Genomic DNA, 19,581 nt, shown 5'->3' on the forward strand with positions numbered 1-19,581 from the left:
TGCTGTATTATTTGAATTTGTAGTTTGAGGACAATCGCCTTTTCAGAGTCGCTGTGTCAATTTGACCACCTGCAAGAGGGAGTGAGTCACTTTGGCCGTCTTCTTGCTATGTGTCAGTCATACTATAACGCGCCGTACCTTCGCCGGTACCGACTACGTGCCGTATCGGGGGGCCACCTCTAGCTGCAACGGAAGGAACATGCTGGTAACCAAATTTGCCATTCCGGAGATCATTTTCGGTAAAGGGAGCACGAAACACCTTGCCCAATGCGCCCGCAGGCTGGGAGCACGCCGGGTGCTGCTGGTCAGCGATGACGGGCTGGAGCGGGCAGGGTGGGTCTCCATGATAAAGGGCCTGCTGGAAGAAGACCTGCTGGACTGCGTCTACTTCAACAACGTGGACTCCAACCCGCGCGACCATCAGGTGCACGAAGGTGCGGCCCTGTATAGGGAAGCGCAGGCGGATGTCATTATCGGGCTTGGCGGCGGCAGCCCCATAGACGCGGCCAAGGGTATTGCCACCATCGTGGGCAACGGCGGCCAGATCCGCGACTACGAAGGCGCCAACAAGATCATGCGGCCGCTGCCGCCCATGATCTTCATCCCCTCCACGGCGGGCAGCGGCTCGGATATGTCGCAATACAGCATCATCACCGACGTGGAACGGCAGGTGAAGATGTCCATCATCAGCCGCTCGCTGGTACCCAACCTTTCCATCATAGACCCCACCATGCTCACCACCAAGACGCCTGAGCTTATCATCGCCTCGGCCGTGGATGCGCTGGCACATGCGGTGGAATCCTATGTCTCCAAGGCCGCCTCGCCCTTTACCGAGCATCAGGCGCTGCTTTCCATCCGTCTTATCCTCGACAACATCAACGAGGCAGTGGAAACCCGCTCCCTGCATGCTCTGGAACAGCTCAGCATTGCCAGCACAGCGGCGGGCATGTCGTTCAGCAACGCGGGGCTCGGCATAGGCCATTCTCTGGCGCACTCCATAGGCGGGCGCTACGACGTGCTGCACGGACTGGTGCACCCCATTCTGCTGCCCGTGGTCATGCGCTTCAACCTGCCTGCCTCGGAAAAGAAGATGGCCTGCATCGGCAAGGAAGTGCTTGGCCCGCGCATCTGCTCGGAACGCTGCCTTGGCGAAAAGGGCATAGACGCCCTGCACGAAATGTTTGTCCGGCTCGGGGTGACCACCCGCCTGCGCGATATTCTGCCGACCAACTCGGACATGGAGGCAATCTGCCGCATGGCCGAACGCGACACCTGCACCATAACCAACCCCAGACAGGCTTCGTGGCAGGACCTTCTCCGTATCTGTGAGGAGGCATGGTGATGGAAAACACCACTATTCAGGACCTCATCGGCATTGAGCACAGCAAGCTCAACTTCTTTCAGGAACTGCAGCAGACCATTGTGGAACTGAAGACCAGCCATGAGAAATCCGAAGCGCAGCGCAGAGAGATAGCCGCAATTTTTGAAGGCATTACCGACCTGATGATGGTGCTCTCGGAAGACATGCGCATCATCTCCGTGAACCACGTGTTCATGGAAATTTTCCCCGACGGGGACCCGCGTGGCAAATACTGCTACGAGCTGTTCACGGGCAACAATGTTCCCTGCCCCAATTGTCCGGCCTTCCAGTCTCTGCGGCACGATACGGTGTGCAAGGAGACGGCCATCTTCCGCATCGCAAACCGGAACATGCATTTCGAGATGGTTTCGTCGCCGCTCAAGAGCCCGCACCTGAAGGAACATCAGGTGGTTATCTTCAAGCGCAATGTGACCATGGAAAAGGAATATCAGGCCAAGTTCTATCAGGCTGAGAAAATGGCCACCATGGGTGTGCTGGCTGCCGGTGTGGCGCACGAGATAAACAATCCGCTTACGGCGGTATCCGGCTTTGCAGAAGGCATCCGGCGGCGCATTCCCAAGCTTGAAGGGGTGGTGGATGCAAAGCTCATAGACGACTTCAAGGAATACACGGATACCATTCTGAAGGAATGCCAGCGCTGTCAGGCCATCGTGCAGACGCTGCTCACCTTCAGCCGTCCCACCAAGGCGGCGTTTCAGCCGGTGGATATCAATTCCGTGGTGGAAGATACCGTGCGCATTCTCCAGCACCATTTCAAGAAGCGTCCCGGCCTCAAGGTCGTATTGCAGTTGCAGCGGGGGCTGCCACATATCATCGGCGACGAGGCCCAGCTCAAGCAGGTGGCTCTGAACCTGCTGACCAACGCCGTGGACGCCATAGAAGATAACGGAACCGTCATCGTGACCACCGTTCATGCACCGGAAACACAGGGCGTGCGTCTGATAGTGCAGGACACGGGCTGCGGTATTCCGGAAGACAAACTCAATAAGCTGTTCGAGCCGTTTTTCACCACAAAGCCGGTGGGCAAGGGCATCGGAATCGGCCTTGCCACCTGCTACGCCATTGTTCAGGAGCACGAGGGAGACATCAGCATCATGAGCGCACTCGGGGAGGGCACGTGCTTTACGGTCACGTTGCCGCAAACACAGGCAGGAGTACATGCATAGTAAGAGTTACAATGTTCTCGTCATAGATGACGAAGAATCCATTCTTAAGTTGCTTGAGCGTGAACTGGCCACAACGGAACGATCGGTTGAAACGGCTTCCAGCGGGCGTGCGGCCCGTGAGAAGCTGAACAAGAAGCGGTTTGATGTCATCATCTCCGATATCCGCCTGCCGGATGCGGACGGATTGGATCTGCTGACGGAATTTCGCAGCATGTACCCCGACGTGGAGATCATACTCATTACCGGTCACGGCGACATCGACAACGCCGTGGAGGCAATGCGCATAGGTGCGTATGACTACATTCCCAAGCCCTTCAATCTGGACAGGATTGAACTGGTGGTGGAGCGCGCCTATCAGCGTTCCTGCCTGCAGCGGGAAAACAGAACCTTCCGGCACACCAAGACGAGCACCCCGCCATCCAAGTTGGTGGGCAATTCTTCAGTGGTGAAGCACCTGCGCTTTCTCATTAACAAGGTGGCACCCACCGAGGTGCCCGTGCTTATCACGGGCGACAGCGGGGCCGGCAAGGACGTTGTGGCACAGTCCATTCAGAATGCCAGCACCCGCAGCGACAAGCCGTTCATCATCAAGAACTGCGCGACGTTGCAGAAGGAACTTATCCGCAGCGAGCTTTTCGGGCACACCCGGGGTTCCTTCACGGGGGCAACGGATGACCGCGAAGGCCTGCTGGGCTTTGCCGATACCGGCACACTGTTTCTGGATGAAATAGGCGAGCTGCCGCTTGAGCTGCAAGGCTCGCTGCTGCGCGTGCTGGAAGCCCGGCGCTATCGCAGGGTGGGCGAAAAGACAGAGCGCTGCATCGATATCCGTTTCATTTTTGCCACCAGCCGCAACCTTACGCAGGGGGTGGAAGACGGCACCTTCAACGAGGCGCTCTATCACCGCATCAACGTGTTCAATATCCAGATTCCGCCCCTCAAGGAACGCAAGGAAGACCTTTCTCTGCTTACGGAGCACTTTCTCGGGCGCATGGCAGCCAACTTCGGCCAGCAACCTCCTGCCATATCAGACAAGGCCATGCAGGCCCTGCTGGCGTATCACTGGCCGGGTAACGTGCGTGAACTGCGCAACGTGCTGGAACGCAGCCTCATACTCTGCGAAAACAACGTCATCACGGACCGCGCCCTGCCGCAGGAACTGGTAGCCAAGGCTGCCGAGCGACGCAGCGCGGGCAACAGCATATTTTCGCTGGGCGAGGTGGAACGGGAACACATTCTGCGGGCGCTCAATTTCTTCAACGGCAACCGCCTGCACGCGGCTGAAGCGCTGGGTATTGGCAGGAAAACCTTGTACCGGAAGCTGGAGAAATATTCTATCTCATGAAATTACAGGTAGATATGATGAGAATAGCGGGGCTTTCGCAAGAAGGCCCCGCTTCATTTTGCATCACTATGAATCACTGTGTCATTCTGACCCAAACGGGGTGTTTTGCAGGGTCATTTCGACACTGCGACATAACATGCCGAAGTTTATGAGATTAATGATAGATCCTACCACGCCGGTAGGGTGAGATGACTACAGTGGTCCATGTAAGTGTCACATCAAATTCGTGCGCATTTCCTGTAACGCGCTGCAAAGTATTGAGAATCACGCTTGGCACAGCACTTGCCTATAACAGGTATCAACGTTGCGGCGAGCCGTTAAATACTTCTCATCAACCCAAAGCATTACCAGAATGGTAGGAGAGCGTTATGGCAGTAAGAGAGGAAGTGTATGGTTTCTTTATTCCCAGCGTAACTCTTATGGGCATTGGGTCCCACAAGGAAATCCCCAACAAGATCAAGGCGCTTGGCAGCAAAAAACCTTTGCTGGTAACCGACAAGGGTATCACCGCTGTAGGGATTACCCAGCAGATAGTCGATCTGCTCAAGGCCAACGGCATGGACTGCGTGGTCTATGACGAAACCATACCCAACCCCACTGACAAGAACGTGCACGACGGCGTTGAAGTCTACAAGAAGAACAAGTGCGACTCCCTTATCACCCTTGGCGGCGGCAGCTCGCATGACTGTGGCAAGGGCGTGGGTCTCGTCATTGCCAACGGCGGCAAGATTCATGACTTCGAAGGTGTGGATAAGTCCACCAAGCCCATGCCCCCCTATATTGCGGTGAACACCACCGCCGGCACCGCATCTGAAATGACCCGTTTCTGCATCATCACCGATACCTCCCGCAAGGTGAAGATGGCCATTGTTGACTGGCGTGTTACTCCCACCATCGCCATCGACGATCCGCTGCTCATGATGGGTATGCCTCCTGCCCTGACCGCAGCCACCGGTATGGATGCCCTGACGCACGCCGTAGAAGCCTATGTCTCCACCATAGCCACCCCCATGACCGACGCCTGCGCCGAAAAGTCCATCAAGCTCATTTTCCAGTTCCTGCGCCGTGCCGTTGCCAACGGTCAGGACATCGATGCCCGCGAAGGTATGTGCTACGCACAGTATCTGGCCGGTATGGCATTCAACAACGCCAGCCTCGGCCATGTGCACGCCATGGCTCACCAGCTGGGCGGCTTCTACGATCTGCCGCATGGCGAATGTAACGCCATTCTGCTGCCGCACGTTGAACAGTTCAACCTTATTGCCCGGGTTGAGCGCTTTGCCGAAATGGCAACCTGGATGGGTGAAAACATCGAAGGCCTGAGCCCCAGAGCAGCCGCCGAAAAGGCGCTTGTTGCCATCCGTCAGCTTTCCTCTGACGTGGGCATTCCTTCCGGCCTCATCGAACTCGGCAAGCGTTACGGAAAGGACGTGAAGGCCGAAGACATCCCCACCATGACCTCCAATGCACAGAAAGATGCCTGCGGCCTGACTAACCCCCGCCGTCCCAAGGACAGCGACGTCACGGCCATCTACCAGGCAGCTCTGTAACCCCGTAGCAGGGGGGAGAAAGCCCCCTCCCCCTTCACCCAGTCCCTTTGCTCCTGTCAGCCCTGCTGCGTAACCCCCGCAGCAGGGCACAGGAGCCCCTTGCCTAAAAACGGAGTAGAAGCTGATGCCCACCCCCAGTGCAACCCACCGTTTTGACGAAGATTTCCTCAAAGAAGTGCAACAAGGCAGCGAACAGAACCTTACCCGCTGCTATCAGTGCGGCAACTGCACGGCAGGCTGCCCGCTCTCTTTTGCCTACGACATTCCGGTCAACCGGCTCATGCGCCTGCTGCAGGCCGGAGAAAAGCACGCCGTGCTTTCCTCCAAGGCCATATGGCTGTGTGCTTCGTGCGAGACGTGCACCACCCGCTGCCCCAACGAGATAGACGTTGCCCGCATCATGGACGTGCTGCGGCACATGGCGCGGCGTGAAGGGCTGGTGGCGGAACCCCCTGTCCGGCATATGTGGGACGCCTTTCTCAGCTCCGTGGAAAAATACGGCCGTGTGTTCGAGGCAGGCATGATGGCCAACTTCGTACGACGCACCGGCCGGTTCTGGACCGATGCCGACCTTGCTCCTGTTGCCATAGGCAAGGGCAAGCTGGGGCTGCGTCCGCATGCCATCAAACATCCGGATGAAGTGCAGCGTATTTTCGCCCGCTTCAGGGACCAGCGCTAGGGAGACCGCATGACCAGACAATATGCTTATTACCCCGGATGCTCCGCCATGGGCTCCTCCATCGAATACGATATTTCCACCCGCGCCCTGTGCAAGTCACTGGGCGTGGAGCTGGTGGATATTCCGGACTGGAACTGCTGTGGCTCCACTCCGGCCCATGCCAGCGATCACCTTCTTTCGGCCAGCCTTGTGGCGCGCAACCTCGCCATTGCAGAGAGCATGGACGTGGAAGGCATCATCACCCCCTGTCCCAGCTGCCTGAAGAATCTGAAGACCACCAGCCTGCGCATGCAGCGCAAGGGGTTTCACGAAAAGGTGGAGCATATTGTGGAGCGCCCCGTGCGCGCCGATCTGCCCATCCGCTCCGTGCTGCAGACCGTTATCGAGCACTGCTCGCCCGAGGCCATTGCCGAGCATGTCTCCAAGCCGCTCAAGGGCCTGAAGGTGGTTCCCTATTACGGGTGCATCATGAACCGCCCGCCGGATGTCATGACCTTTGACGACCCTGAGAATCCCACCAGTCTGGACAGGCTCATGCAGGCTCTGGGGGCCGAGGTGCTGCCCTTCCCCCACAAGGTGGACTGCTGCGGTGCCTCGCTGGGCCTTGTGCGGCGCGAGCTTGTTACCCGCCTTTCCGGTCGTATTCTCGATACAGCGGCCTCGCTGGGGGCGGATGCCATCGTCACCGCCTGCCCCATGTGCCAGATGAACCTTGATCTGCGCCAGAACCAGATAAACAGGGCCAACGGAACGCAACACCGTATGCCGATCTTTTATTACACCCAGCTCGCGGGTCTGGCGCTGGGGCAGCACGAATCCTGCCTGCGCATGGACAAGCTGTGCGTGAGCCCTGCCAGAGCCCTGCAACAGGTCGGAGCACCTGCCCAAGAGGAGCCAGCACGATGAATATAGGGGTTTTCGTGTGCCACTGCGGTTCAAACATCGCAGGCACCGTGGATACGGAAAAGGTTGCGGAAGCGGCACGCAGCTTCCCGGACGTGGCCTTTGCCACGGACACCATGTACGCCTGCTCCGAACCGGGACAGGCGGGCATAATTGACGCCATCAAAGATTACGGGCTGGACGGCATTGTTGTTGCTTCCTGCACGCCCCGCATGCACGAGGCAACCTTCCGCAAGACGCTGGAACGCGCCGGTCTGAACAAATACCTCTTTGAAATGGCCAACATCCGCGAGCATGTTTCGTGGATTGGCAAAGACAAGGAGCTCAATACCAACAAGGCCGCGGAACTGGTGCAGATGGCCGTTGCCAAGCTGCGCAACAATACCGAGCTGCACGCGGGCGAGTTCGAGATAAACAAGCGCGTCATGGTCATAGGCGGCGGTGTGGCGGGCATCCAGGCTGCGCTGGACTGCGCGGACGGCGGGCTTGAAGTCATTCTCGTCGAGCGCGAATCGACCATTGGCGGCAAGATGGCCAAACTGGACAAGACCTTCCCCACCGTGGACTGTTCCAGCTGCATTCTCGGCCCCCGCATGGTGGACGTGGCCCAGCATCCCAACATCACGCTCTACGCTATGTCGGAAGTGGAAAGCGTGAACGGGTTTGTGGGCAACTTTGATGTCTCCATCCGCAAAAAGGCCACCTACGTGGACTGGGAAGCCTGCACCGGCTGCGGCCAGTGCATGGAAAAATGTCCCAGCAAAAAGGCAGAAGACCGCTTCAATGAAGGCGTGGGTACCACCACGGCCATTAATATCCCCTTCCCGCAGGCCATTCCCAAGAAGGCCGTGATCAATGCGAATGCCTGCATCATGCTCTCCAAGGGCAAGTGCGGCGCCTGCGCCAAGCTGTGTCCCACGCAGGCCATACGCTTTGAGCAGCAGGACGAGATTGTCCAGGAACAGGTGGGAGCCATTATCGCGGCCACCGGCTACGATCTTTTCGACCATACCCTGTACGGGGAATATGGCGGTGGAAGATATCCGGATGTCATCACATCCATCCAGTACGAACGCCTGCTTTCGGCATCCGGCCCGACGGGGGGGCACATCAAGCGTCCCTCCGACGGCAGGGAACCCAAGAACATCGTGTTCATCCAGTGCGTGGGCTCGCGCGATCCTTCGGTGAACCGCCCGTACTGTTCCGGTTTCTGCTGCATGTATACGGCAAAGCAGGCCATTCTGACCAAAGACCACATCCCGGATTCCCAGTCCCACGTCTTCTACATGGACATCCGCTCGCCCGGTAAGCTCTATGACGAGTTCACCCGCAGAGCCATGGAAGAATACGGCGCGCGCTACATCCGCGGTCGTGTTTCCACCATCCAGCCCCGCGACGGCTATTATGTGGTCAAGGGTGCCGATACCATCATGGGCTCGCAGGTGGAGGTGAAAGCCGACCTCGTTGTGCTGGCCGTGGGTGCGGAGGCATCAAAGGGAGCCGGTGCGCTGGCCGAAAAGCTGCGCATTTCCTACGACGGTTACGGCTTCTTCATGGAAGGCCACCCCAAGCTCAAGCCCGTGGAAACCAACACGGCAGGGGTCTATCTGGCCGGGTCCTGTCAGGGGCCCAAAGACATTCCCGCCTCCGTGGCACAGGGCAGCGCGGCCGCCAGCAAGGTGCAGGCGCTGTTCTCCAAGGACAAGCTCGCCAGCGACCCGCAGGTTTCCAGCGTGGCCATACAGCGCTGTGTGGGCTGCGCCAAGTGCGAATCCACCTGTCCCTTCGGGGCCATTGAAATGACGGAGTTCCGCGGCATGCCCAAGGCATCGGTTGTGGAAACCGTCTGTCAGGGGTGCGGCGTCTGCGCAGTAACCTGTCCGCAGGGGGCCATTCAGCTTCAGCACTTTACCGATAACCAGATTCTTGCCGAGGTGAACGCCTTATGCCCGTACTAGAAGGAAAAGAACTGCGCATTGTGGGATTTCTCTGCAACTGGTGCTCCTACGGGGGCGCAGACACCGCCGGAGTGGGACGCTTTGCCCAGCCCACGGACCTGCGCGTCATCAAGCTGCCCTGCACGGGGCGCGTGAATCCGCTCTTCGTGGTGCGCGCCTTTCTCAACGGTGCGGACGGCGTGCTGGTTTCCGGCTGTCATCCAGGCGACTGCCACTACACTGCAGGCAACTTCTATGCCCGCAGAAGGCTTGAGGTTCTGCGCGAACTGCTCGACGTCATGGGCATTCAGCCCGAGCGTTTTCACTACACCTGGGTTTCCGCATCGGAAGGGCAGAAGTGGAAACAGGTCGTCTCGGATTTCACCGCCCGCATCCATGAACTTGGCCCTGCAACATCCTTCAGCAGTTGTGCTGCTGTTGCGGTCGAAACCGGCATGAAGACCGCAATCTGAGGAGGCCCGAACGTGTCACAGCATACATTGGAACTGCGCAAGCTCATTGCAGAAGCCCTGCCAGGGCTGGATGTGGTGCTGGCATGGACATCCGGCTTCAGCCCGATGACCAGCACCCCGCTTTTCATCGCGACCGACGAAGATCTGGACAGGCTGGATTTCGGTCCCATGCATGTGCAGAACCTTGCCGCCTATCTGCCTTCGCTCAAGGGCCGCAAGGTGGGCATTGTCACCCGCGGGTGCGACAGCCGCACCATTATCGAGCTGCTGCAGGAAAACCTGATCAACCGCGACGAGATTACCATCTTCGGCATTTCCTGCACCGGCGCGATCAACATCCGCAAGGTGCGCGAGGCCGTGGGCGGCGAGAAATTACGGTCGGTGGAGACGGGCAAGGACATCGTTTCCGTCACCACGGACGAAGGCACGCACACGGTTCCCCTGCACAATGTGCTGATGGACAAGTGCTACAGCTGCCAGAGCCAGACTCCGCTCATCCATGACCATATGGTGACGGAGCGCACCGGCTGCCACCTGACCGGCGAAGCACCGGAAAGCTCGCTGGACAGGCTGGATGCCATGGAACCGGCCGCCCGTTTTGCCTTCTGGGAAGAGAGCATGGACCGCTGCATTCGCTGCTATGCCTGCCGCAACGCCTGCCCGCTGTGCGTCTGCAAGGATAGCTGCGTGGCACAGAGCCGCGATCCGCACTGGCTTGATCAGTCCGACACCCCGCGGGAAAAGCTGATGTTTCAGGCCATTCATGCCCTGCACACCGCAGGCCGTTGCACCGAATGCGGCGAATGCGAACGCGCCTGCCCCATGGGCATTCCCGTGCTCGCCATGAAGCAGGCCCTGAACCGGCGGATCAAGCACCTGTTCGACTATCAGGCAGGCATGGATGCGGAGAACACTCCGCCGCTCTTCATGTTCCGCCAGCAGGAAGAACACATCAAGGAGAGGGATGCACGATGAGTACCGTTCGTTTTCTCAAGGCCCGTGACATTGCCCCGTGGCTGGAAGAACTGAGCCGCGACAGAACCGTGCTGGCACCCGCGCAGCATGGCGGCACCATTGTGTTCTGCGAGTTCGACCCCGCACGGGGCGTAGAGCTTTCGCAGCTTTCCACCACTCCCGCCAAACGGGCGCTGCTGCCCCCCTGTGAAACGCTTTTCGAATATGAAACGACCAAAACCCTTGAGCCGCCCTACAAGACACATGTGGAGCTGCGGCCCACACTGCCGCAGGGCAAGGCCGTGGTCTTTGGTGCGCGTCCCTGCGATGCACGCGCCATGCAGATTTTCGACAGGGTGTACAACGGCGAGCAGGTCAAGGACCCGTACTATACGGCCCGCAGAAACAACGCCACCATCGTCACCCTTGCCTGTTCCGAGCAGGATGATACCTGCTTCTGCGACCGCGTGGGCGGCAGCCCCGTGGATGCCACAGGCTCGGATGTGCTGCTCACCCCGCTCAAGGCAGGCTATGTGGCCGAGGCGCTGACCCCCAAGGGCGAAGAGCTGCTGCAGAGCACCAGCTTCATGAAGGCGGAAGGTCTGCGGCAGGAGGCGCTCAATGCCCGCAACAGGATACTGGAGCATGTGCCGGAGCGCAGTTCCTTCCTCGACATGGAGCGCAACCTGCTCTCGCTGTTCGGTGATCTGGGCTTCTGGGACAAGACGGCGGAAGCCTGTCTGAGCTGCGGCGCCTGCACCTACCTGTGTCCCACCTGCTACTGCTTCAACATCACGGACGAAACTCGCGGCGAATCGGGCAGGCGTATCCGCACATGGGATAACTGCATGTCCAGCCAGTTCACCCTTGAAGGCAGCGGGCATAATCCGCGCCCGACCAAGGCGCACCGTATGCGCAACCGCATAGGGCACAAATTCAGCTATTATCCGCAGCTGCATGATAAAACGCTTGCCTGTGTGGGCTGCGGCAGATGCGTTTCCAACTGTCCTGTATCATTTGATATCCGCAACGCCGTTGCCTGCGCCATACAGCAGGCAGACGCAGCCCGGGAGCACGCTCATGACTAGCAATCCACCCAATGTGTATCTGCCGGATATGGCCACCATTGTGGAGGTGGTGCAGGAAACGCCTGCCATCAAGACCTTTCGCGTGGTCCTGAATAATGAAGAGAGAATGCGGGCTTTCAACTTCGAGCCCGGTCAGGTGGGCCAGCTTTCCGTGCTTGGCGTGGGTGAATCCACCTTTGTCATCAACTCCCCGCCCACCAGAAAGGACTACCTGCAGTTCAGCGTCATGAAGGTGGGCGAGCTGACCGGCCGTCTGCACCGCCTCAAAGCGGGCGACCAGATCGGCGTGCGCGCTCCGCTGGGCAATGCTTTTCCCTACGAGTCCATGAAGGGCAAGAACATCGTGTTTATCGGCGGCGGCATCGGCATGGCCCCGCTGCGCACCTTGCTGCTCTTCATGCTGGATAACCGTGCGGATTACGGCGACATCACCCTGCTCTACGGCGCCCGCAGCCCCCGCGACATGGCCTATGGCTATGAAGTGGAGGAATGGCTGAAGCGCAAGGACATGCACACCGTGCTGACCGTGGATAACGGCACGCCGGAGTGGAAGCACAAGGTGGGGCTTATTCCCAACATTCTGCGCGAGATCAATCCCAGTCCGGAAAATACCGTGGCCGTCACCTGCGGCCCGCCCATCATGATCAAATTCACGGTGCAGGCGTTGCAGGAACTCGGTTTCAACGACGAACAGGTCGTGACCACGCTCGAAAAACGCATGAAATGCGGCGTGGGCATCTGCGGCCGCTGCAACATCGGCACAAGCTACGTCTGCAAGGACGGGCCTGTGTATACGCTGGCGCAGCTCAAGCAGCTCCCCGCCGAAATGTAGATATTCCGAACCTCCAATTCTTTCGTGGGGGCGGCGTGGTGCCGCCCCTGCGGAAGGCGTTACCGGCAGACGGCCAGCTGCATGGCCGCTGCCGGAGCCGGGAGGTTTCAGGGCAGCCTGGATCGCAACGTGCGGTAACAGCAGGGAAGGAGAATCCATGGATACCATTCTTCGTGTGCGGTGCAACGGCACCGGAATACCGGCCCTGACCACGCACTCCATCGGCACCTATGCCGGACTGGGGGGCAGAGGCATGACCTCCAAGGTAATCTGCGCGGAAGTGCCTGCGGACTGCCATCCGCTGGGGCCTGAAAACAAGCTTGTGTTCGCTCCCGGACTCATGAGCGGTACGGCGGCCGCAACCTCGGGGCGTCTGTCTGTAGGCTGCAAGAGCCCGCTCACCGGCACCATCAAGGAAGCCAATGCGGGCGGCACGGCAGCGCAGGCGCTTGCCAAGCTGGGCTATGCCGCGATCATTTTCGAAGGAGAGGCCAAGGGCGATGCCCTGTATCGCCTTGTCATCGACGAGAAGGGCGCAAAGGTGGAACCTGCGGACGAATACCGCATGCTCCCCAACTATGCCCTGCGTGACAAGGTGCAGGAAGAGTTCGGCGACAAGGTTTCGCTCATCAGCATCGGCACCGCCGGTGAAATGCGCATGTCCAACTCCACCATCGCGGTCACGGACCCCGAGTTCCGGCCCACGCGGCATGCCGGTCGCGGCGGGGTGGGCGCTGTCATGGGCTCCAAGGGCTTCAAGTGCATTATCGTGAATGCGGAAAAGGCCTCCATCCGCAAACCCGCATTGCCGGAAGCCTTCAAGGCCGCCAACAAGAAATTTGTGGAAGGGCTGAAAAGCCATCCTGTCACTGGCACCGGGCTGCCTGCCTTCGGAACCAATATACTGACCAATATCCTGAATGAGGCCGGGGGCTACCCCTCCCGCAACTTCTCCACGGGACGGTTCGAGGGGGCAGGCAGCATTTCCGGAGAGGCACAGGCCGAACTGGAACGTGCACGCGGTGGCAACCCGACCCATGGTTGCCACAAGGGTTGTGTGATCAAGTGTTCCGGCATCTACGTGGACAAGGAAGGCAACTACCTGACCAAGCAGCCGGAGTATGAAACCGTGTGGTCGCATGGCGGCAACTGCGGCATTGACGATCTGGACGCCATAGCCATGATGGACCGTCTTGATGACGACTACGGGCTGGATACCATTGAAATGGGTGCCACCATCGGCGTTGCCATGGAGGCGGGTGTTATTCCCTTCGGCGACAAGGAAGGGGCCATCAACCTTATCCATCAGGTGGGCAAGGGCACGCCGCTGGGCCGCATTCTCGGAGCGGGTACGGCTGTCACGGCCAAGTGCTACGGGCTGGAACGCGCGCCTGTGGTCAAGAATCAGGCCATGCCTGCGTACGATCCGCGTGCGGTAAAGGGCATAGGGGTAACCTATGCAACCACCACGCAGGGCGCCGACCACACCGCAGGCTATGCCGTTGCCACCAACATTCTGAGCGTGGGCGGGCATGTGAACCCGCTTGGCTCCGAAGGGCAGGCCGAGCTTTCCCGCAGCCTGCAGATAGCTACCGCCGCGCTGGACGCCACGGGCTACTGCCTGTTCATTGCCTTTGCCATTCTCGATCAGTCCGAAACCTTCGATGCCATGGTGGACAGCATCAACGCCATGTACGACCTCAAGCTGACCGGCGGCGATGTTGTGGCCCTAGGGCAGGATATTCTGCGCATGGAGCGTGAATTCAACAAGGCTGCGGGCTTCGGTCCTGCCCATGACCGCCTGCCGCGTTACTTCACGCGTGAACCGCTTGCCCCGCACGGCGTTGTCTTTGACGTGCCGGAAGCGGAACTGGATTCCGTGTACAACTTCTAGTGACTACGGTGTATGCGGCCGGACTCCTGACAGGGTTTGGTAGAATGCAAACAGGTGTTCGGCCGTTTTTCCGGAAAGGAGCGTTTACGGCGCGCCACGTCCTCCGTACGTTGTTCGGCGCTCCTTTCCGGATTCCGCACACAGCATTCCGTAAGGGGAGACAGCATGCTCTATGACGATGGCTTCCTGCACGACAGGGAACCTATGCAGATAGGCTGGCGCTACGGCGCGCACGATGCGGGCAGTGCAACCATAACCCCTGCGGAGCGGCAGTTCATGCAGCTGCCTCCCGAACTGCTGTTTGCTTCGGATTGTTTTCAGGCCATTTATGCGCGCAAACGCCAGCATGTGAGCCGCCACCCCCTCGTCACGGCCCTGCCCCAGTTCACGCTTCTGTATACGGGAGAGCGTCTGGATCAGTTCGATCTGGACGTGCTGCTCGCCTGCCTGCGCAGCACCCACAGGGCTGTGCCGGTCAAGGGCATGGTCAGAATATCCCTGCGCGAACTGGCGCAGAAGGTATCGCGCACAACGGGGAAAATGGTGCAGGCCCGAGTAAGGGGCAGCCTGCGCAGGCTGGAGGCCGGAACCCTGCATATCAGCGATGCCCGCTACGAATTTCTGTTTTCCTTTCTGCAGCAGGTCATGATCAACAGGGAGAACGATCTCTGTCTTGTTGCCGTGCACCCGATGCTGCTGGAAAGCCTGAACGCCATTCCCCGTCTGGACCTGAAGATACGGGACAGGGGGGCTCTTGCCGCAGACGGGCTGCTGCGCTGGCTGCATGCCCTGTCGCATTGCTGCAGCGAAATGTGCATTCCGCAGGCCATGTTGCCGGAACTCAGCGGCAGCCGCGCCCTGCCCCGCGACAGGGTGGAAACGGCCATGGCAACCTTGGCGGATACCGGGTGCCGTCATTATCTGGGCCTGACAGACACGCAGGAGTTGTTTCTCTGCCTGCGCTGAGTGTTCATACCCTGAATCCGTAAAGCAAGAACGCCTGCCCGCAAAGCGGACAGGCGTTTTCATATGTTCAGCATGAGCATGCCCCGTGCCTATTGCACGGTACCCTCATCATAGTGGTAGAGAATTTTGTCTTCCTGCGAGGCCCTGTCGTAGTCGGTCCACTGAAGGTCCGTCTGGCTCAGGAGCCACTGAATCACCTCGCCCTGACTGCCCGGTCTGCCGGGATAATCCACAAGCTTCGTGATCTCTTCGCCGAAAAATGTCAGTCTGACAGCTATCTTCATGGCGCCCTCCCTGCATTGTCGCAGCCTGCGTTAGGGCTGCATTCCGGTCGGCCATGCGGCCTGCGCACCCCGTGCAAACAGAGTACTCTCCACTATCAAGCATAAGCACGGAAATGCGGGGCGCAATGATTGGTTTGCGGGGCCGGACGTGCAAGCAGGCGTAGACTGTCGTGGACTGCGGCCAGTCAGGCCTGTTTTCGATTTGTATTCCAAGAAAAAGGCTCCGTACCAGAGCTCCTGAACCTAAAGGCTCGGTGAATGCTAATGCGCTTGTCAAAGGAGAGCTTTGCGCCGCCTGCAAAGAAAAAACGCCGGACTGAGACGTGCTCTGTCCGGCGCTTACGGGGCAGTCGATCTGCTGATATGGGCAGATAGTTGTGTGCTGTCGTTATGCGTTCACAGCATCCAGCAGGGCCTGCTTGCCCAGTCTGGTCACGGTGGCGGCAGTGCGCTCGCGCTTTTCACCGTTCTCGCGGTAGAACACCAGCGCCTTCTGCAGCAGGGCAAGGGCGTTGTCGCTGCTGACATGCTCGCCGATGAGTACGCCCGGAGCTGCGTTCTGCAGGGCGCAGCCGCCGAAGAACACGTTCCAGCCCTTGGCGGTGGCCACAAGGCCGATATCGCGAACATAGCTCAGGCCGCAGCTCATCTTGCAGCCGGAAACGCCGCTCTTCACCTTATAGGGGTAGGGGCCGTTCTGCTTGACCAGCTCGACAATGGCGTTGCCAAGGTCGGTAGTTTCCTGAATGCCGAGCCTGCAGGTTCCCTTGCCGGGACAGACCGTTGCACCGGGGGCGCATTTTTCGACACGGGTGCCGAGAAAATCGCATATTTCATCCAGCTTGCCGGCGGGAATGCCCTCCAGATTCATGCGCTGGCCGGTGGTGGCCCGCAGGGAGGGCAGGTTGTATTTTTCGATCACTTCAAGGACGCGGCGGAGCATCCCGGGAGTCATGAGGCCCTGATTGAGGCACAGGCGCAGAACGTAGATGTCGTCCTTGCGTGCGATGGGCATGACAGTGAGGGATTCGGTAATGGTATTGTTCATGATGTCTCCTGAAAATGCTGAAGCCGGTGCAGGCACCGGCTGGTGGGGAAGATAGGCATATGCGGGCATGAAGGCCAGCATTTTCCTTGCGGCATCACGCTTCCTGTGAGGGGCGGGAGCAATGGTGAGAGGTTGGTCATTATTCACCGTAACATAGGAGAGATGAAGGGTATTTCTCCATATCTCCGTGAGTGTTTGTTAAAAATATCACAATCTATTCCGGCTCATGAGACGCATGTTATGCCAAAAGGAACATATGATTGTGACGAATGCCACTTTCGCTGTTTGGTTTGCCCCTTGTGCACGATCTACCTATGAACGGGACAGTCAATTTTGGCTTGTGCCATTTTATACGCAAGAAATACAAGGAGGAGTGCTCATGACCAGCTACAAAGAGGCGCAGGAAGTTCTGATGAAGGAACTGCGGCTGTATCATTACCCCGTAGCCGTGAAGTTCTTCTATGATCAGGCCGAGCTGGATGCGTTTCATGCCAAGGCTCCCGAGATCCACACCCCGCTCAAGCCCATGACCTTTTGTCAGTGGGAACTTGGTGCCCGCATGAAGGGACAGATTGTCTATTCCGACATGCAGGGACTGGGCTGCGGCAACGCGCAGTTCTGTTTCGGCTGGAAGGGGCTGGACGACGGCGAGATCAAGGGCCATGCAAAGTACACCCGCGATCTGGATCAGGCCGAGCGCTTTGTGAAGAGCAAGTCCCGCCTGAAAGAAGGCCTGCTGGGCATTGCCGTTGCTCCTCTGGGCAGCGTGGACGGCCTTTTCGAGCCTGACACCGTTCATTTCTACTGCGACAACATGCAGGCATACCACCTTGCTGTCGATTACATGGCCGCCACCGACACGCATCCGCTGCGCCCCAGCATCACCATGAACTCCTCTGCCTGCGGCGGCAACGTGTTCTCGTATGTGGAGCAGGAATTCAACATGCTTCCCGCCTGTTCCGGCAGCTACAACGCCGGCAAGACCGAGCGCGGCGAGATTAACGTCATCATCCCCGGCACCAAGTTCGGCGCGATGTTTGACAGACTGATGGACCGCATCAATGCCGCAAGCAGCTCCATCACCCGTCCCGGTGACGGCTTCCCCGGTGCGGACATCTGCAAGAACTGCCCGCTCATCATCTTCAAGAAAGAAAAGTAGACTCTTCTGCTATGCATCGGCGGAGAAGGCGCTTCCCTTGCGTCTTCTCCTCCCCTCCCATCGGCAAGGGATCTGCGCGGGCAGTCGTCCGGCATTGTGTGGTTCAGCCGGACGCAGGCTTGCCGCTTCCCCGTTCCCTTCGCCAACCCATGCCCGCTTAAGCCCATATAAGCCCGCATAAGTCCATATAAGCATGAAGCGGTCAGGTTTTGCCCAACCTGACCGCTCTGCTTGTTTGTTCTGCCGATAAGGCTATCGGGCTGTGAATGTGCGCATCGTTCTGCCCCGTGCGTCCACCAGATGCACCGCGCAGGCGATGCAGGGGTCAAAGGAGTGGATGGTGCGCAGAATCTCCACAGGACGCTCAGGGTCGGGACACGGGCAGCCTATGAGGGACTGCTCGCCTGCGCTCAGTTTGCCGTTGGCGCAGCGCGGCCCGAGATTCCATGTGGAGGGAACCACCATCTGGTAGTTCTCGATCTTGCCGTCCTTGATGTTGATCCAGTGGGAAAGGCCGCCGCGCGTGACGCAGCACAGGCCCACGCCCTTCACTGCGGCGTCCGGCATTGTCCATTTCTTGTAGATGGTGTCATCTCCGGCCTTGATGCGGGCTTCGGTATCGTTGATCCATCCTTCCATGCGGGCCAGCAGCAGGTTGGTTTCCACCACGCGGCAGACGGTGCGCCCCATGGTGGAGAACAACTGGTCGGGCTTCATGCCGGTTTCCTTGAACACGCTGTCCAGCAATTCGCGGGTTTCTTTTTCCTTGCGGGCATAGGCAAGGGCGCGGCGGGCCAGCGGGCCGGTTTCCATTGCTTCGCCCTTGTACCGCGGGGCCTTTGCCCAGGAGTATTTTTCCTTGTCCTCGTAGTTGGTGTAGTTGGGCTCGGTTGCGCCCTCGTACGGCTTGCGGGCCTCGTTGCCCACGTACCAGCTGTGCGCCACATGTTCGTCGATGAGGCCGATATCCATCTCATCATGCTTGGTGAGGTCGTTCCCCCACAGCACGCCGGAACGGAAGTACGGGTCATTGCCCTTTTCCGGGTCGTGGAAGTCGGGGAAGGCGAAGAAGTTGGTGGTGCGGCCGTATGCAAGCGCTTCGGGAAAGCGTTTGGCCATGAGCTTCACATCCGGCAGCATGGCGTTTTCGGCGAACTCCATGGACTTTTCCCAAATCTGCCTGAAGTGGGCTATGACATCGGGCTTCAGGCTGTCGTAGCAGGTGACCCCGCCCACAACCAGCGACTGGGCGTGCGGGTTTTTGCCTGCGAACAGGGCCATGGCCCTGCCCAGCTCAAGCTGCACGCGCAGCCCCTCAAAGTAGTGGGCGGCCATGATGAGGTTTTCTTCCGGACTCATGCGATAGGCTGCATTGCCGCCGAGGAAGTAGGCGTTTTCCAGAAAACCCAGCTGACCGGATGCCACAAAGTCCTTCAGGCGTTTCTGCACGATATACAGGTCTGCGGGGTTGTCGCCACGCGCGCTGGTCTGGCCCACAATCTTGCCTGCGGCGGCAGGGTCGGCCGTTGTTGCGGCGGCAAAGTCAATCCAGTCCATGCCGTGCAGGTGGTAGAAGTGCACCAGATGGTCGTGTACCACCAGCGCGGACAGGATAAGATGGCGGATGAGTTGCGCCAGCGGCGGCACGGTGAGATCAATGGCGTTCTCAATGGCGCGTATGCTGGTCAGGGCGTGGGTGTTGGTGCACACCCCGCAGGTACGCTGGGTAAACAGCGGGGCATCCTCCGGTGGTCTGCCCTTGAGTATGGGTTCTATGCCCCGGAACAGCTGGGTGCTGAGCCAGGCGTTTTTCACCCGGTCCTGTTCCAGTTCCACTTCGATCTTCAGGTGGCCTTCTATGCGTGTCACCGGATCGATGATAAGCCGCTTGCCGGATTCGGTGGCCGTTTTCGTGCTCATGC

General features: G+C 59.1%; 17 protein-coding genes. 14 read left to right on the forward strand and 3 right to left on the reverse strand.

All coding sequences use genetic code 11. The features are described from left to right. The first annotated feature begins 199 nt into the window (after positions 1-199). The 13 genes from HUV30_RS16330 to HUV30_RS16390 all read left to right on the forward strand — a co-directional run bounded on the left by HUV30_RS16330 (position 200) and on the right by HUV30_RS16390 (position 15,168). Positions 200-1,342, forward strand: coding sequence for an iron-containing alcohol dehydrogenase (locus HUV30_RS16330; protein ID WP_174406568.1), 1,143 nt, complete (start codon positions 200-202; stop codon positions 1,340-1,342). Continuing rightward, positions 1,342-2,547 carry a two-component system sensor histidine kinase NtrB gene (locus tag HUV30_RS16335; RefSeq protein WP_243452224.1) on the forward strand — a complete coding sequence of 402 codons (1,206 nt, stop codon included), beginning with the start codon at positions 1,342-1,344 and terminating at the stop codon, positions 2,545-2,547. The genes HUV30_RS16330 and HUV30_RS16335 overlap by 1 nt, the downstream gene beginning before the upstream one ends. Beyond that, positions 2,540-3,892, forward strand: a complete 1,353-nt coding sequence (locus tag HUV30_RS16340; RefSeq protein WP_174406570.1) for a sigma-54-dependent transcriptional regulator — start codon at positions 2,540-2,542, stop codon at positions 3,890-3,892. Before HUV30_RS16335 ends, HUV30_RS16340 begins: the two co-directional genes overlap by 8 nt. Positions 3,893-4,260: 368 nt before the next feature. Next, positions 4,261-5,442, forward strand: coding sequence for an iron-containing alcohol dehydrogenase (locus HUV30_RS16345; protein ID WP_174406571.1), 1,182 nt, complete (start codon positions 4,261-4,263; stop codon positions 5,440-5,442). 124 nt (positions 5,443-5,566) lie between these two features. Beyond that, complete coding sequence (locus HUV30_RS16350) at positions 5,567-6,121, forward strand: 4Fe-4S dicluster domain-containing protein (RefSeq protein ID WP_174406572.1); 555 nt, start codon at positions 5,567-5,569, stop codon at positions 6,119-6,121. Between the two features lie 9 nt (positions 6,122-6,130). Continuing rightward, positions 6,131-7,027: a CoB--CoM heterodisulfide reductase iron-sulfur subunit B family protein gene (locus tag HUV30_RS16355; RefSeq protein WP_174406573.1), complete on the forward strand. Its 897-nt coding sequence runs from the start codon at positions 6,131-6,133 to the stop codon at positions 7,025-7,027. Next, positions 7,024-8,982 (forward strand): CoB--CoM heterodisulfide reductase iron-sulfur subunit A family protein, encoded by a 1,959-nt coding sequence (locus HUV30_RS16360; RefSeq protein ID WP_174406574.1) that lies wholly within the window; start codon positions 7,024-7,026, stop codon positions 8,980-8,982. The genes HUV30_RS16355 and HUV30_RS16360 overlap by 4 nt, the downstream gene beginning before the upstream one ends. Continuing rightward, a complete protein-coding gene (locus HUV30_RS16365; RefSeq protein WP_174406575.1) occupies positions 8,970-9,434 on the forward strand; it encodes a hydrogenase iron-sulfur subunit in 465 nt (154 codons plus the stop codon). Before HUV30_RS16360 ends, HUV30_RS16365 begins: the two co-directional genes overlap by 13 nt. Before the next feature lie 12 nt (positions 9,435-9,446). Then, positions 9,447-10,409 (forward strand): 4Fe-4S dicluster domain-containing protein, encoded by a 963-nt coding sequence (locus HUV30_RS16370; protein WP_243452225.1) that lies wholly within the window; start codon positions 9,447-9,449, stop codon positions 10,407-10,409. Next, a complete protein-coding gene (locus HUV30_RS16375; RefSeq protein WP_174406576.1) occupies positions 10,406-11,476 on the forward strand; it encodes a 4Fe-4S dicluster domain-containing protein in 1,071 nt (356 codons plus the stop codon). The genes HUV30_RS16370 and HUV30_RS16375 overlap by 4 nt, the downstream gene beginning before the upstream one ends. Next, positions 11,469-12,308: an FAD/NAD(P)-binding protein gene (locus HUV30_RS16380; protein ID WP_174406577.1), complete on the forward strand. Its 840-nt coding sequence runs from the start codon at positions 11,469-11,471 to the stop codon at positions 12,306-12,308. The genes HUV30_RS16375 and HUV30_RS16380 overlap by 8 nt, the downstream gene beginning before the upstream one ends. A 157-nt stretch (positions 12,309-12,465) precedes the next feature. Next, on the forward strand, positions 12,466-14,202 hold the full coding sequence (locus HUV30_RS16385) for an aldehyde ferredoxin oxidoreductase family protein (protein WP_174406578.1): 1,737 nt from the start codon (positions 12,466-12,468) through the stop codon (positions 14,200-14,202). Positions 14,203-14,367: 165 nt separating this feature from the next. Continuing rightward, positions 14,368-15,168 (forward strand): hypothetical protein, encoded by an 801-nt coding sequence (locus HUV30_RS16390; RefSeq protein WP_174406579.1) that lies wholly within the window; start codon positions 14,368-14,370, stop codon positions 15,166-15,168. 89 nt (positions 15,169-15,257) lie between these two features. Here the strand turns inward: HUV30_RS16390 and HUV30_RS16395 are convergent, their stop codons facing one another. Further along, positions 15,258-15,452 (reverse strand): hypothetical protein, encoded by a 195-nt coding sequence (locus HUV30_RS16395; protein WP_174406580.1) that lies wholly within the window; start codon positions 15,450-15,452, stop codon positions 15,258-15,260. A 388-nt stretch (positions 15,453-15,840) separates the two neighbouring features. After that, complete coding sequence (locus HUV30_RS16400; protein ID WP_174406581.1) at positions 15,841-16,500, reverse strand: ferredoxin-like domain-containing protein; 660 nt, start codon at positions 16,498-16,500, stop codon at positions 15,841-15,843. Positions 16,501-16,879: 379 nt separating this feature from the next. Between HUV30_RS16400 and HUV30_RS16405 the strand changes: the two genes are divergently transcribed. Beyond that, entirely contained in the window at positions 16,880-17,659 is a 780-nt protein-coding gene (locus HUV30_RS16405) for a DUF169 domain-containing protein (protein WP_174406582.1), read from the forward strand. 252 nt (positions 17,660-17,911) lie between these two features. Here the strand turns inward: HUV30_RS16405 and HUV30_RS16410 are convergent, their stop codons facing one another. Then, on the reverse strand, positions 17,912-19,579 hold the full coding sequence (locus HUV30_RS16410) for a nickel-dependent hydrogenase large subunit (protein ID WP_174406583.1): 1,668 nt from the start codon (positions 19,577-19,579) through the stop codon (positions 17,912-17,914). Positions 19,580-19,581: the final 2 nt, after the last annotated feature.

This window comes from Desulfovibrio subterraneus, assembly GCF_013340285.1.
GTDB classification, from domain to species: domain Bacteria; phylum Desulfobacterota; class Desulfovibrionia; order Desulfovibrionales; family Desulfovibrionaceae; genus Halodesulfovibrio; species Halodesulfovibrio subterraneus.

What these genes read in the sequence shown, in the direction of transcription:
- HUV30_RS16360 (WP_174406574.1), top strand. Translation starts at nt 7,024, where the DNA reads ATGAATATAGGGGTTTTCGTGTGCCACTGCGGTTCAAACATCGCAGGC.
- HUV30_RS16350 (WP_174406572.1), top strand. Translation starts at nt 5,567, where the DNA reads ATGCCCACCCCCAGTGCAACCCACCGTTTTGACGAAGATTTCCTCAAA.
- HUV30_RS16355 (WP_174406573.1), top strand. Translation starts at nt 6,131, where the DNA reads ATGACCAGACAATATGCTTATTACCCCGGATGCTCCGCCATGGGCTCC.
- HUV30_RS16400 (WP_174406581.1), bottom strand. Translation starts at nt 16,500, where the DNA reads ATGAACAATACCATTACCGAATCCCTCACTGTCATGCCCATCGCACGC.
- HUV30_RS16335 (WP_243452224.1), top strand. Translation starts at nt 1,342, where the DNA reads ATGGAAAACACCACTATTCAGGACCTCATCGGCATTGAGCACAGCAAG.
- HUV30_RS16390 (WP_174406579.1), top strand. Translation starts at nt 14,368, where the DNA reads ATGCTCTATGACGATGGCTTCCTGCACGACAGGGAACCTATGCAGATA.
- HUV30_RS16340 (WP_174406570.1), top strand. Translation starts at nt 2,540, where the DNA reads ATGCATAGTAAGAGTTACAATGTTCTCGTCATAGATGACGAAGAATCC.
- HUV30_RS16405 (WP_174406582.1), top strand. Translation starts at nt 16,880, where the DNA reads ATGACCAGCTACAAAGAGGCGCAGGAAGTTCTGATGAAGGAACTGCGG.
- HUV30_RS16330 (WP_174406568.1), top strand. Translation starts at nt 200, where the DNA reads ATGCTGGTAACCAAATTTGCCATTCCGGAGATCATTTTCGGTAAAGGG.
- HUV30_RS16395 (WP_174406580.1), bottom strand. Translation starts at nt 15,452, where the DNA reads ATGAAGATAGCTGTCAGACTGACATTTTTCGGCGAAGAGATCACGAAG.
- HUV30_RS16365 (WP_174406575.1), top strand. Translation starts at nt 8,970, where the DNA reads ATGCCCGTACTAGAAGGAAAAGAACTGCGCATTGTGGGATTTCTCTGC.
- HUV30_RS16345 (WP_174406571.1), top strand. Translation starts at nt 4,261, where the DNA reads ATGGCAGTAAGAGAGGAAGTGTATGGTTTCTTTATTCCCAGCGTAACT.
- HUV30_RS16375 (WP_174406576.1), top strand. Translation starts at nt 10,406, where the DNA reads ATGAGTACCGTTCGTTTTCTCAAGGCCCGTGACATTGCCCCGTGGCTG.
- HUV30_RS16385 (WP_174406578.1), top strand. Translation starts at nt 12,466, where the DNA reads ATGGATACCATTCTTCGTGTGCGGTGCAACGGCACCGGAATACCGGCC.
- HUV30_RS16380 (WP_174406577.1), top strand. Translation starts at nt 11,469, where the DNA reads ATGACTAGCAATCCACCCAATGTGTATCTGCCGGATATGGCCACCATT.
- HUV30_RS16410 (WP_174406583.1), bottom strand. Translation starts at nt 19,579, where the DNA reads ATGAGCACGAAAACGGCCACCGAATCCGGCAAGCGGCTTATCATCGAT.